The 14,321-nt window shown below is 55.1% G+C and carries 11 protein-coding genes; all 11 read left to right on the top strand.

The features are described from left to right. Nucleotides 1-10 precede the first annotated feature (10 nt). On the top strand, nt 11-1,678 hold the full coding sequence (locus ACFQ0N_RS05495; protein WP_379323633.1) for a hypothetical protein: 1,668 nt from the start codon (nt 11-13) through the stop codon (nt 1,676-1,678). Between the two features lie 26 nt (nt 1,679-1,704). Further along, nucleotides 1,705-2,691 (top strand): AAA family ATPase, encoded by a 987-nt coding sequence (locus ACFQ0N_RS05500; RefSeq protein WP_379323635.1) that lies wholly within the window; start codon nt 1,705-1,707, stop codon nt 2,689-2,691. Next, entirely contained in the window at nt 2,691-3,662 is a 972-nt protein-coding gene (locus ACFQ0N_RS05505; protein ID WP_379323637.1) for a DUF58 domain-containing protein, read from the top strand. Before ACFQ0N_RS05500 ends, ACFQ0N_RS05505 begins: the two co-directional genes overlap by 1 nt. Nucleotides 3,663-3,718: 56 nt before the next feature. Then, nucleotides 3,719-5,707, top strand: coding sequence for a VWA domain-containing protein (locus ACFQ0N_RS05510; RefSeq protein WP_379323639.1), 1,989 nt, complete (start codon nt 3,719-3,721; stop codon nt 5,705-5,707). After that, nucleotides 5,691-8,576 carry a VWA domain-containing protein gene (locus ACFQ0N_RS05515; protein WP_379323641.1) on the top strand — a complete coding sequence of 962 codons (2,886 nt, stop codon included), beginning with the start codon at nt 5,691-5,693 and terminating at the stop codon, nt 8,574-8,576. Before ACFQ0N_RS05510 ends, ACFQ0N_RS05515 begins: the two co-directional genes overlap by 17 nt. A 64-nt stretch (nt 8,577-8,640) precedes the next feature. Next, nucleotides 8,641-9,027, top strand: a complete 387-nt coding sequence (locus tag ACFQ0N_RS05520; protein ID WP_379323643.1) for a DnaJ family domain-containing protein — start codon at nt 8,641-8,643, stop codon at nt 9,025-9,027. A 3-nt stretch (nt 9,028-9,030) separates the two neighbouring features. Then, entirely contained in the window at nt 9,031-9,342 is a 312-nt protein-coding gene (locus ACFQ0N_RS05525) for a rhodanese-like domain-containing protein (protein ID WP_379323645.1), read from the top strand. Nucleotides 9,343-9,633: 291 nt separating this feature from the next. Further along, nucleotides 9,634-9,972, top strand: coding sequence for a YbjQ family protein (locus ACFQ0N_RS05530; protein ID WP_379324281.1), 339 nt, complete (start codon nt 9,634-9,636; stop codon nt 9,970-9,972). Between the two features lie 194 nt (nt 9,973-10,166). Next, nucleotides 10,167-12,374 (top strand): heavy metal translocating P-type ATPase, encoded by a 2,208-nt coding sequence (locus ACFQ0N_RS05535; protein WP_379323647.1) that lies wholly within the window; start codon nt 10,167-10,169, stop codon nt 12,372-12,374. Between the two features lie 7 nt (nt 12,375-12,381). Beyond that, nucleotides 12,382-13,071: a sulfite exporter TauE/SafE family protein gene (locus tag ACFQ0N_RS05540; protein WP_379323649.1), complete on the top strand. Its 690-nt coding sequence runs from the start codon at nt 12,382-12,384 to the stop codon at nt 13,069-13,071. A gap of 164 nt (nt 13,072-13,235) precedes the next feature. Next, entirely contained in the window at nt 13,236-14,312 is a 1,077-nt protein-coding gene (locus ACFQ0N_RS05545; RefSeq protein ID WP_379323651.1) for a hypothetical protein, read from the top strand. The last annotated feature ends 9 nt before the right edge of the window (nt 14,313-14,321 follow it).

Below are 14,321 nucleotides of genomic sequence, written 5' to 3' on the forward strand. Positions count from 1 at the left end.
AGGAATTTTCATGCAAGCGACACAACGGCTGCTGCAGGCAATTAGACGCGTTCAGCGGCGGATGCTGCTGCTGCATAGTCTGCATTTTGGATTGGCGGGACTGTTGTGCGGAATCGGCAGTTCTTTTATCTTACTGCTCGCAAGCCGGTTCGTTCCACTCCTTCATGTCCGGGGCATTGCCTTCTCGCTTTTGCTTGCCGCTCCTGTTCTCGGTGTACTGTTTGCAGTTGTGCGCGGTGTGCCGCGGCATGAAGTTGCCCGCAGGATGGATGGAGCGACAGAAGATGCGGTAGGCACTGCTTTCGGGCTTCTGGACAGTACGTCGCCGATCGCCGCTATCCAGCGGGAGGATGCCGTTAACGCGGCGGAGCGTTATGTCGCAGCGCTAAAGCAGCATATGCCGCTTGCTTGGAGTGTTCCTGCACGCTACCGGTTTTTGATGTACAGCGGAGCATTGCTGCTTGCGGCGTCTGTCTATTGGGCGGTTGTGCCTGGAGAGATGGACCGTAAAGCGCAAGTGGCGGCAGAAGTGAAAAAAAACTATGGCGAGGCCGCTGCGGCGATTGAGGAGATCGCAGAGAAGCTGGCGACTTCGCAGCTCCCGGAGGCAATGAAGCAGGAACTGCAGCAGCCGCTTATCGAAATGAAGGAAAAGCTGACCAAGCTGCAAGAGCCTCAGGAGGCCGAACGCATACTGGAGGAAGCGCGGAGAGAACTGGAAAAGCTGTCTTCCAAGTCGGGCCTGGCGGCCGAAAAAATGCAAAAGGCTGCGTCGGCGATGCAAAAGGAGCCGGAGCTGCGCAAGCTGGGCGAGGCACTGGAAAAGCGGGATCAAGCCGAAATGAAGGCGGCGATCGACGATATGCGCGAATCGCTGAAGCGTTTGACGCAAGAGGAGCGCGAAGCACTGGCCAAAGCGCTGGAGCGGGCCGGCGGCGAGCTTCCCGAGCTGAATGATACGCTGCAGGACGCTGCCCGGCAGCTGCTGCAAAATGCGGAGGCGGGACAAGGCGGCGATGCGCTTGCCGGCCTGGAGCAGATGCTGGCGGATGCTTTATCGGAGGAGCAGCTGTCGGCGCTGGCTGCATCGCTTTCCGGACAGCTCGCGGAAGGATTGGCGCAAGCTGCCGGAATGAATGGCAGCGCGGGAACTGCAGAAGCCGGCTCAGAGTCGAAAGGGAACGGGGAAGGCGGCACAGGCGGCCAATCAGGCGAAAGCCCGTCATCCGGCAGCTCTGGCAGCTCCGGCAATGGCGAAGAACCGCAGAATGGCGGCGAAAGCGGCCAAGGAGCTTCGGGCGCTGGCAGCGGCACTGGGGCTGGCGCTGGCGCCGGAAGCGGAGGTGGTTCCGGAGCCGGAGCAGGTAGTGGAAATGGCGGCGGCAGCGGTGCCGGCGATCAAGGCTACGGAAACGGCAGTGGCAATCGCGAATTGATTGCCACTCCGCGTTCGCTGGCGGGAGAAGGCAATATCGAGCAGGACGGTGGAGCGGCAACCGGGGGAAAGCTGGAAACCGGCGGCAAGTCGGCGATGGTTGACGGCGGAACGCGGCCATACACGGAAGTGTACGGACAGTATGCTACGGAGGCCAAGGAGGCGCTGACCCGCAGTCAATTGCCGCAGCGGATGCAGCAGAAGGTCAGAGACTATTTTGAACAAATTCAGCCTAATCGTTAAATGATGTTATAGAGGGGTGCAGCAGCATGCTGGAATCAAAAGCGCAATTAAGTGAAGCGGCGGAGACGATCGCATCCGTCAAGGCGGAAATCGGCCGCGTAATCGTCGGGCAATCGTCTATCGTCGATCAGCTGCTATGGGCGATACTGGCCGGCGGACATGCATTGCTTGAAGGGATTCCCGGGTTAGGCAAGACGATGCTGGTACGCACCATTGCCGATACGTTGGATTTGCATTTTACGAGGATCCAGTTCACGCCGGATTTGATGCCTGCAGATATTACAGGCACGAATCTGGTTGAATTCGGCCAGCAGGGCCAAACCTCTTACCGCTTTCAGAAAGGGCCGATTTTTGGCAATATTGTGCTTGCCGATGAAATTAACCGGGCAACGCCAAAAACACAAAGCGCCTTGCTGGAGGCGATGCAGGAAAAGACAGTGACGGCCGGAGGGGAGACCTACAGGCTGCCTTCACCTTTTTTTGTACTGGCTACACAAAATCCGTTGGAGCAGGAAGGGACTTATCCTTTGCCTGAAGCGCAGCTTGACCGTTTCCTATTGAAAATAAATGTAGATTATCCGACGCGCGAGGAACTGAAGGAAATTGTGGTGCGCACGACTGCTCCCGCACAGGCGGCAGCGGAGAAAATGCTGACATCCGCCAGACTGAGCGAGCTGCAGGCAATGGCGAAAGAAGTGCTTGTATCCGAGGATTTGCTGGATTGGACTGTACGGATGCTGATGATGACCCATCCGGAGGAAAGCGATGCGCCGGATATCGTGAAGCAATATGTTCGTTTTGGCTCCGGTCCGCGCGGTATTCAGTCTATCATTGCGGTCAGCAAAGCGAGGGCGCTGCTGCAGGGCCGGCTTAACATCTCCCGGCAGGATGTGCGGTTGACGGCAATCCCGGCATTGCGGCACAGAATTGTGCTGGGCTATGAGGGCCAGGCGATGGGGATTCGTGCGGACGATATCATTCAAGCGATAATTGACCGCCTGGAGAATGAGTGATGAGCAAGCGGCCGGGCGGCTTTGGCATTAATGCGGTGGAACAAGATGGAGAGCAGCTGCTTCCGCCTGCAGTGCTGCATCTGATGGAGCGTTTGGCGGTTGCCGCGAAAGGCGGCGGGCGCGGCGGGCTGCAAGGGAAACGGCGTTCGCGAAATGTGGGCAGCTCGCTGGAATTTGCCGATTTTCGTCCTTATGTCCCCGGAGACGATATTCGGCGGATCGATTGGAATGTATACGGACGAACAGGCCGGGCTTTTATTCGCCAGTATTGGGATGAGCAGCAAATCTGCGTTCATCTGCTTGTTGATGCCTCGCGATCGATGACCTTTGGTTATCCGCGTAAGGACGGCAATAAATTTTATTATGCCCTGCAGCTGGCGGCGTGTATCGGCTATGCGGCGCTTGCGGGAGAGGATCGGGTAGCTGTTAAATTATTTGCCGAACAGATGTCGGAAGAGCTTCCGTTTATGCGGGGAAGAAGCAGCGTGTTTCGCCTCATTCGTTTTTTGGATGAGCAATGGCGCACCTTGTCAGGCGGGGCAGGCAATGGAGGCGGAAGCGGCAATATGGCGCACGCCTTTATGGCAGCGTCTCCTTTGCTGCCGCGGCATACCGGGCAGACCTGGCTGTTCTCGGACGGTCTGTATGAGCAGGGAATGGAAGAGACGCTGGACAGGCTGATCGGCTCGGGGCAGCAAGTGGTTTTTGTTCATACGTTGTCGCCGGATGAACTGCGGCCGGAACTGCAAGGCGAACTGCGCTTGATTGACAGCGAGCTGGGTACAGGAAAGGATGTCGCTTTCGGCTCAGGCGTCATGAACGCTTACCGGCAGGCGCTGCATGAACACTGTGAATATCTCTCTGTTCTATGCGGCCGCCGCGAGATCGGCTATGTGCCGGTAGATACAGGAGTGCCGCTTGAGCAGACGATCCACCGGCTGTTTTTGGCGACCGGGCTGCTGCGCGGTTAAGCAGCTTTTTAACTACAGCATCATCTGTAACAGAATCCAGGCAAGGAGGCGGCGGCATGTCCTTTCAATCTATAGCGTCAATTTGGTTCGCGTTGTCGCTTCCGGCTATCGCTCTCATGTATTTATTAAAAAGAACCTACATCGATACTCCGGTAGCGAGCCATCTTCTGTGGAACCGCGCATTGCAGGTGCAGGAGGCAAACCGCCCCTGGCAAAGGCTGCGGCGGTCGCTGCTGCTCCTGCTGCAGCTAATCGTTGCTTCGCTGCTGGTGCTAGCTCTGATGGAGCCGGGCTTATGGCGCAGCGCAACTGCTGCTGGCCATGTCGTTATTGTGGTGGACCGCTCTGCAAGCATGACGGCTTTGGCGGCTGGGAGCGAAGGCATGTCAGAACGAATAAACCGGCTGGAAGCGGCGAAGGCTGCCATACGGCAGTGGATCGATGAACATACATCGGCTTCCACGGAAATTTCCATTATTGCTACGGGCAAGGAACCGGCAATTGAGCTGCTGCATGAACGGGATAAAAAGAAGGCGGCGGCCGCTCTGTCGGCTATCGAGCCCTTCTTTGGGACAAATGATAATACGGCGGCCTTATCGCTTGCAGATGCCCTGCTGCGGGAGGAGCGGGAACGGGAGATTGTCGTTGTAACGGACGGACAATGGCCGGATGCCGCCGCGGCGGAGCAGCTTAGCTTGCAAGCCCCTGTCACGATCGTGAACATCGATGGAGGGAAGGGAGCTGCCAGCGGGGCGATTGCCGCCTTTGGCGTGAAGGCGGAGGCCGCCACGCCGGGACGATATGCTGGAGTGGTGACGATCCGCAATGACAGCAGCGCGAAAGCCGAGCTGCGGGCAGGGATTTATGCCGACGGCAGCAAGACGGCCATCGCCGAAATCAAGGCGATCGTGGCGGCTGGCGAATGGGAGAGCGTTGCTGTGCACGACCTTCCAGCTGCGAAGTTGTATAAAGCGCAATTGCTCGGCGGCGGCGACGGCTACATGGCGGATGATGTCCGCTATCAATTTGCTGCGCCTGCCGGCAGGCAGCAGGTGCTGCTTGTAACCGCCGGAAACCTGTTCCTCGAAAAAGCGCTGCAGCTGGCAGGCGCGGCCATCGTGAAGGCTGACCCGTCTTCGTTCGAGCCGGATGAGAAAACGATAGCGGCGACAGACTGGATCGTCATCGACGGCGCAGCGGATGAGCAGTTGCAGTCCAAAGCCTGGCAAAGGCTGCTGGCAGAAAAGCCGGTTCTGCAGTTTGCAGCTGCCGGCAAGGCGGGGGGAACGGGGGGAACGGGGGGAACGGCTGCAGCTGGAGGCAACGATGCCGGTATTGTCGTGCGTGACCATCCAGTCACCCGGTTTTTATCCTTTGAGGATGTTCATATTGCGCAATTGGCCGATCCCGCCGTGTCCTGGGGAGAGCCGATCATTGAATATCGCGGCATTCCGGCTTTATATGCCGGTACAGTAAATGGGCGGCCAAGACTGCTCTTCACATTCGACCTGCATCAATCCGATTTGCCGCTGCGCCCGGAGTTTCCGGTTTTGATGGCGCAAGCGGCAGATTGGATGAGCGGGGGCGCCGGCGGGCAATTGGGTGAGGCGGTGGCCGGTGCCGCAGTGGAGCTTGATTTTGCTTCACAAACGGCAGCGGCGGAATGGAAATTGCTTGAGCCGCTTCCTGGCCTTGAAGCATATGCACAAAACAGAACGGAAATTGCGCTCGAGGCTAAGGACGGGCTGCTGAATGCGGAACAGACAGCGCCGGAAATCCCCGGACTTTATCAATTGGTAGAGAAGGGGCAGCAGGGTGAAGTAATTGCCGAGCGGCTGCTGGCGGTAACGGCCGATCCGCGCGAGCAAGGCATAAGCCGGGAGCTGCAGCTGCAGCAAAAACCGGCGGAGACTGGCGGTGCCGCTGAAGCTGACAGCAGCCTCGAGCTGCAGCTGTCCGATGAATTCATACGCTGGCTGGCATTGCTTGCACTGCTGGTGATCGTATTGGAATGGGGGGTGTATCGGCGTGGGCGTGCAGTTTGACCATCCCTGGATGCTGCTTCTGCTGCTTCCTTGGGCAGCCTTGTTATGGTGGATGCTCCGCTCCACGATACGGCTGTCCGGCGGGCGCAAATACGCGGCCATCAGCCTGCGGGCGCTAGCGATGCTGCTGATTATTGCTGTGATTGCAGGCTTCCAGCCCTTTGTTACCGTTTCCCAGCGGGACGTCATATTTGTTGCCGACCGCTCGGCAAGTCTGGACGCAGACGGCTTGCTGGGACAGTGGATTGCGAGCGCCGCTATGAGCAAGGAGCAAGGGGATCGCGCAGCTGTTGTCGCCGTGGGGCGGAATGCGGTGGTGGAGCTGCCGCTTACCGCTGCCATTCCGGAGGAGAATAAGGAGCAATTCTCCTTCCGTGCGCAGACGGAGCCGTCCTTCAGCCATTTGGCGCAAGGGCTGCAGCTGGGCTCCAGCTTGCTGCCGGCTGAGGGCGGCAGAGTCGTGCTGCTCTCTGACGGCGAAGAAAATATGGGCGACTTGCTGCGCCAAGGCCGGCTGCTGCGCGATCTGGGCATAGCCGTCGATGTGCTGCCGATTGCCCCCCGGGAACGGCGCGATGCGGCCGTCGAACGTCTTGAGCTGCCGAAAAGCTTGCGGCAGGCAGAGAAGTTTGTCTTTCAGGTGACGATTAAAAGTACCTATGCCGGCGATGGCGAGCTGCGGCTGTACGAGGATAATCGGGAAATTGCCAAGCAGAGCGTACAGCTGGAGCGGGGAGAAAACCGTTTTGCCCTGCAAAGCGTCGCGACGTCACCCGGCTTTCACCGCTATCGCGCCGAGCTGTACGCCGCCGGCGACGAGCGGGCAGAAAATAATGCGGCCTATGCCTTCAGCCGGGTGGAGGGACCTCCATCTGTGCTTATTGTTGAAGGAAAGTCGGGCAGCTCGGCCAATATCGAAAAAGCGCTTGCCGCATCGCTAATACGCACGGCGACGATACAGCCGGAGCAGCTTCCGCAGCAATTGGCAAGCTATGCCCAATATGATAGCATCATTTTGAACAATGTGCCGGCTACCCGGATTGCTGCCGGACCGATGGAGTGGCTGGGCAAGGCCGTTTCCGACTTTGGCGTCGGGCTTGTCATGGCTGGCGGCGAGGAAAGCTACGGTCTCGGCGGATATTTCAAAACGCCGGTTGAACGGGCGCTTCCGGTTTATATGGATTTGAAGGGAAAGCGGAAAATACCGTCGCTTGGTCTCGTGCTGGTCATTGATAAATCAGGCAGCATGGCGGACGGGAAAATAGAGCTGGCCAAGGAAGCGGCAATCCGGACAGTAGAGCTGATGCGCGATGAAGATACCGTCGGCGTCGTCGCCTTCGATTCCGAGCCGTGGTGGGTCATCAAGCCGACCAAGCTGACAGAGCGCGATGATGTCATAAGCAGCATTCAAGGCATTCAGGCCGATGGCGGAACGGAAATCTATTCCTCGCTGGCGACGGCCTATCAAGCATTGCGCGATGTGAAAGCGGAGCGGAAGCATATTATTTTATTGACCGACGGCCAGGCTGATCCGAATGCCGGATACGGCAAGCTGACGGCTTCGATCGTGGAAGACAAGATGACACTGTCGACTGTAGCTGTCGGCGACGGAGCAGATACCGGGCTGCTTAAGCAGTTGGCGGATGCCGCCAAAGGCCGGTATTATTTCACGAATGATCAAAGTACGCTGCCAGCCATTTTCAGCCGGGAAGCTGTTATGATGTCGCGCACGTATATTGTGAATAAACGTTTTGTGCCGCTCATTGGGCAAGCTGGCAACTGGTCCACGCTTTTTGGCGAAGGCATGCCGGCGATCGATGCTTATATCGCGACAACAGCCAAGGAAACGGCAGATGCTGTACTTTTGACCCCTGACGGCGATCCGCTGCTTGCCCGCTGGCAGTATGGTTCGGGAAGAACGGTAGCGTGGACGAGCGATTTGACGGGTAACTGGTCGGCGGATTGGACGTTATGGGGGAAATTCCCGTCCTTATTTTCTGCATGGGTGAAATGGACTTTCCCGCAATTCAATGCCGCCCCGTACGAGATTGCCGCTTCGCTGGAAGGCGGGGAAACGAAGCTGGGCATTACAGCGACCGATGGCGGATCTACAGGGATCAATGTCGCTATTACCGACGACAACGGAGAGCGGTTGGAGCTGCCGGCGCTGCCTGTGCGTCCGGGAGAATATGAGTTGACAATGCCGGCGGCACAGCCGGGCGTTTATATGGCGAAGATCTCAGCCGGGAAAGCGGGGGAAAAGGATGGCGTTACGGCAGGCTTTGTCATCCCGTATGCGCCTGAATACCGGATTAGCGCCGGCGAGGGCGGCGAGAAGCTGCGCAAATTGGCGGAATTGACCGGAGGGCGGGTGCTGTCGTTGGAAAATCCCGGTGACGTCTATCAATTTGCCAAAACGGACAGCCGCCGCTATGCGGATTGGACGAGAGAATTGCTTATCGCGGCGCTATTGGTCTGGCTCGTCGATATTGCCGTCCGCCGTATTTCCATTCCTTGGGCGAGGCTGGCGCAGCTGGCGGGCGGAAGGCGCAGCAAGCAATCGCAGACGCCGTCTGCTGCTAGTCCGGCGGCAGCCGGGCATGGGCAAATGTCCCGCTTGCGGCAGCGAAAGGAGCAGACGAGGGCCTTTTACAGCAAGGAAGCAGAGCCGCGGAAATCGCCGGCGGTGACGGAGCGGGAGCAGGAGCGGGAACGGGAGCGGGCAAAGCCCGGTGTCCGTCCGCCGTCTGGCGGTTCCCCCAAGCCGGCAGAGCAGCAAGCGCCGCCGCAAACGCAGAAGCAGATGCGGCATGAGGCGGAGGATCGCATCAACAGGCTGCTGGCGGCGAAAAAGCGGACAGGCAAATAGCTGCAGCTTGCCAATGAGATGCTGTCACAGGTAAAATGACGATAGGAAACCGGAAGGAGGCGGCATGTCTGTGGATATATTCGCCTTAATTGCTGAAGAGCGGATTCGCGAAGCGATTGCAGATGGCACGTTTGATCATTTTCCGGGAAAAGGCAAGCCGCTCGAGCTTGAGGATTTATCGCATATTCCTGAGGTGCTGCGCGCCGGGTACAAACTGCTGAAAAATGCGGGATATATTCCGCCTGAGCTGCAATTGACCAAGGAAATCGTTTCTTTGCAGGAATTGATCTCGCTGTGCGCAAGTGAAGAGGAGCAGCTGCCTCTGCGCCAGCAGTTGAATGAAAAGCAGCTTCGCTACCGCTTGCTGCTGGAATCGCAGGGCATCAGCGGGACGGCAGCATTTGCGCAGTATGAGCAGCAGATCCGCAATAAACTGGAAGGGGACGAGTAGACGATGAATAAAGAAATTACAACAGACCAGCTGGCCGCTAAACTGAATGCCGGCGACGGCTTGCAGCTGATTGATGTCCGGGAGCTGGATGAATGGGAGGACGGACATATCGCTGAAGCGAAGCATATTGCTTTGTCCGAGCTCACAGAGCGGGTATCCGAACTGGATGAAAGCCATTCCCCGATTTATATCATTTGCCGCAGCGGTAACCGCAGCAGCAAAGCTTGCGGCTATTTGACGGCTCAAGGCTATGACGTCATAAATGTGCTTGGCGGCATGATGAGCTGGACAGGCGATGTTGTCACAGGTGATTAGAGCTTGAGCGTGAGCTGAAGCTATTGTTGTATTTTGCCGCGAAAGCTGCCGGTGTGAGCCGGAGGGGCTTGCGCGGCTTTTTTTAGTAGATCAAATTTAGGGGGGATATATATGGTAGATTGTCCTTGGTGTCATAAACAAATTGAAGAGAGTAGTTCAAACTGTAAGTATTGTGGCAATGAGGTTTTATTCTTGGAAGGGTATCAGGATTTTGAAGAGGATGATTCTGAAGAAATCATGGGAGATTTTGTCGAAGACGATGATTATAATGAAGAAGGTTTAGCATCTACTATTGTTGTAACCTCAACTGATGAATTTATAGGGGCAGAAATCAGCAAGTACTATGGTATCGTTTATGGTGATGCCGTCATGGGGGCCAATATTGTTAGAGATGTTATTGCTTCAGTTAGAGATCTTGTTGGTGGGAGAAGTGAGTCGTATCAAAACCTTTTGGCGAAAGCGAGAGGAGTTGCATTAAGAGAGATGCAAGTAATGGCTTATAGAAAGGGAGCAAATGGAATCGTCGGGATTCGATTTGATATTGATACAATGCATAACTTGCTAATATGCAACGTTACCGGTACAGCAGTAAGTGTTTCCTTCGACAAGAACTCTAACACATTAGAATGAGACTATTATGTTTTTTTACATGCCTAAAATCCACTTAGATGACCATCCCGCTCTCATAGAACTATCATAAGGATGAAAATTGCACCGATATCGGCCAATTTAAAGGAAGTGACCTGCAAAGGGATAGACATGTCTTGCTACCAGAGCTCATATAGTGAACTAACATGATCTATGAGCAAAAGGGAGGGACGGTCGTGAGCAATCACAACGGCAGTGTCATTCTTGATTTATCGATCCAGGGCATGAGCTGTACGGCATGCGCGTCCCGGATCGAAAAGGTAATCGGGCGAATGGAAGGGGTACGCGGCATTTCGGTTCATTACGCCGGAAAGGCGGGAAGCGTCGAGTATATGGCAGATGCGATTACCCCTAATCATATTATCGAGCGCATTGCGGGCTTGGGATTTCGGGCCGTGCCCCAAGAGAGTGCGGACGATCTGCGCAGTGAGAGCGGCGCATTGCGCATCCGCTTCATTCTCGCATTTATCCTGACGGTGCCGCTGCTCTGGTCGATGCTCCATCATTATGATTGGCTGCGCGATGTCCCTGTGCCGCTGCTGCTGCGTGATCCGCTGCTGCAATTTGTACTGGCTGCCGTCGTACAGTTTGGGTTGGGCATGCCTTTTTATTTTAACGCTTATTACGCTTTGCGGGAGCGGACGGCCAATATGGATGTGCTGATTGTCATTGGCACGACGGCTGCCTTTGGCTATAGCTATGTGGCGATGCTGACATCGCAGGCGCTATATTTTGAAACCTCAGCTGTTGTCATCACGGCTGTTCTTCTCGGAAAATGGATGGAATCGGCCGCCTCGGACCGCATTAAGCGGGCCAGCGACGGCTTTGCCTCTTTAGTGGCGAATGAAGCTGTCGTGGAGCGGGCCGGATTAAGGGAGACGGTACCCGTTCAACAAATAAGACTCGGAGATACGGTTATCGCCGAGGCGGGAGAGCCAATTGCGGTTGACGGCATTATTGCGCAAGGCTACGCCGCGGTGGATGAATCTTTGCTCACCGGCGAGAGTATGCCGGTCTCCAAGGGTCCTGGAGACAAGGTATATGCCGGCACCATGCCGGCCGACGGGACATTGGCCATAAGAACCCAAGCATTAGCGAATGAGACAATGCTCTATAAAATCGCTTTAGTGACGAGACAGGCACAATCGGCCAAATCGTCGATCGGCCGCAAAGTAGACCGGCTGGCTGCAGTGTTTGTGCCCTTAATGATTGCCATGTCGCTCCTCACCTTCATCGTCTGGCTGTTCGTACTTGAGCCCGGCAATGCCGGCAAAGCGGCGGTGCGCGCACTTGCCGTGCTGCTGGCGGCATGCCCTTGCGCGCTTGGACTTGCTGCGCCGATCTCGATTGTTCTGGCTTCCGCCAGACTGGCAAGACGCGGAATTGTCATGAAGGAGGCGGGCACGCTCGAACGGCTGGCCGAGCTGAACTATATCGTACTGGATAAGACGGGGACATTGACGGAAGGCAAGCCGGTTGTCGCCGATATTTATGCGGCCGGCACTACGATGGCGAATACGATTTTGCGGTGGGCGGCCGCTGCCGAAGCGGGCACAGCCCATCCGTACGGTATGGCGATTATTGCGCAGGCAAGAAGCAGGGGGCTTGTCATTCCGCCGGCGCAGCAAAGCCGTACTTTGCCCGGCAAAGGAATCGAGGCGATCGTAGAAGGGAAACGAATTGCTGTCGGCAACGCGAGGCATGCCGCCGATCACAGCTGGATTATCGACCGGGTGGCGGCCGATTTCGCCTTGCGGCAGGAGCAGGCAGGCGCCACGGTATTGTATTTGTTTGTGGAGGGCGATTGCCGCGGCGCGCTTGCGCTGATTGATCCGGTGAAGCGGACGTCCGGCGAAGCTGTCAAGCAATTGCAGGCGGCCGGTCTGCGTCTACTTCTGGCGACAGGCGATCATGCACAGACTGCGGCCGGAGCGGCGCGAGTCGCGGGAATTGCTCATGTAGAAGCTGAGATGATGCCGGAGGAGAAAGCGGAGCTGGTGCGCCGGCTGCAGGGTAAAGGGTATCGCGTCGGGATGGTTGGCGACGGCTGGAATGATGCGCCTGCGCTGGCGGCAGCAGATGTCGGCATTGCCATGGGGAGCGGCACGGATGCGGCTCTGGCGGCCGGGCATCTGGCGCTAATGCGTCCGCGGCTGACGGCAATTACGGATGCGCTGGCCATTAGCAAGCTGACCGTGCGCAATATTCGCCAGAACTTGACCTTTGCCTTTTTATACAATGCAATTGTCATCCCGTTCGCAGCTCTTGGCTGGCTCGAACCATGGATGGCCGGTACGGCAATGGCCTTCAGCTCGGTATCGGTCGTCGGCAATGCGCTGCGGCTGAACGGCCAGATGCGGCGCGCGCTGGAACGTATGGAGTGACGGGACCATGACAGCTATATGGCCGGAAGTGAGCTTAATTGTACTGACAGGCCTGCTGAGCGCGCCGCATTGCATGGGGATGTGCGGGGGAATTGTGTCGGCTGTATCGCTGCAGACGCAGGCGACGCCACTCAAGGCAGTGCTGCTCTATAATGCAGGCAGAATTGTTTCTTATACAGCGCTTGGGGCGGCAATGGGGGCCGTAGGCTCTTTTGTCGATTTGGCGGGGCGGCTGGCCGGCGTGCAAGGGATAGCCTCGATTATAGGCGGGCTATTTATTCTGCTGTGGCTATGGCGCAAATTTCAATTGCCGTTTATGCGGAAGTGGACATCCTTCCTCCATAATCGTATATTGAAAGAAAAGCAGGAACAGCGGGCTGGCGGCGAGGCGCTCCATATTATCGCTACAGGCTTTGCTTTCGGTTTTTTGCCCTGCGGACTTACCTACGCGATGCAAATGAAGGCGGCGTCGTCGGGAAGCTTGGCGGCAGGGGCGATCGTGATGGCCTTGTTCGGTTTATCTACTTTTCCGGCGTTGGCCATTGTCGGGCTTCTGGCAGGAAAGATTGGGAAAAAGTGGAGAAAGGGGCTGCGCCAGGCTGGTGCCATTACCGCTGCGCTTGTAGGCGTGTTAGCGATCATGCGCGGCCTTGTAGCCGCGGGTGCTGTAGTGTCTATTTCGCCATGGTTGTGGTAAGGCTCAGCTTAACGGAGCTATCGGCGAAAATTCCGATTTCGCCTGGCGTGCTCGTCGATCAATGCCCAGCTAAATCTCGAATATCTCTTAGGAAGGAATAAAGAGTTCTTCCGGCCAATCTGTTATTGACGAGCTCAATCATATATGAACTGAGGATATGACTGATGAAACTTCAATTACTATACAACGAATATATAAATATAAAATTCAAGAGAGGATTACAGTCCGTTCAAACGGACTGCTTTGAATACAGCCTCCTTGAAGACGATAGTGCAGAATTATTCTTTGTCAATCGTAACAATGAGTCGTTTATTGAGTGGATGTATGAATTACAACCGAGAGATGCTAATTACACCATGAATCCGGACTGGGAGCCGGAGCTCTTGGCTTTTTTTGAACATCTAGATGTCTATGATGAACTGATATTGTATTATTTGTTATTTACCATCAACAAAACGATGTCCATTGTCAAGATCAATCCATTTAATGCAATGAACGATTTTATGAAGAACTATTGTTTTTTTCAGTTAGCTCAATTGACCGATGCCGCCAGATTGACCGATGAACAGAGACATCAATTAAGAGACTTTTTCTTCTTTTTCTACCTTTATACTCACCCGGTTAATGAGGAGACCCTTTACTCCTTTTCATTCAGCGGACAAGATTTGGTTCATACGAAAACCAATATCAATATGGAGCATTATTTTTCTATATACCACGACTACTACAGTGAGAATCTTGACAAATATAGAGATAAATTATTTATAGCTCCACATGAAATAGATGCCTGCAGAAATCTCACCATGGAGCTGTTAAGGTCAATAGAAGGTAAAGCGCCCAAGCTGTCAATGCCTCCGGAAGAAGGGTTAGAGGTTGTATTACAGCTGATCAATGACGTTGATTATTTGCTGCATATTTACTCCGAAAATAAAACAACGTTATTTGGTATCATAAGAGACTTTCTTTCTGACAATCGCTCTAACTCTTATCGTGATCATTGTTTCAGTACTCTGCTTCAGAATTATGTCTCTTATATCCTTTATTTTAAGTTTGATGAAATTTATGATCTGGTGGATTACTTTAAAAGCACTCCGTTATGGTGCAAAATGATCATTAATAAAATCTTTACGGATGCCATCTTTATTCAGAAGATTATGAAGCAAAACCAGATCGATATTGCTGAATATAAGCATGTAATCGAATTCTTTGACGAGGAGGCCCGCAGGATCTATCTGAAATAGGATTCACTG

The sequence above is a fragment of the Paenibacillus sp. GCM10027626 genome, assembly GCF_042676285.1.
GTDB lineage: Bacteria > Bacillota > Bacilli > Paenibacillales > Paenibacillaceae > Paenibacillus_Z.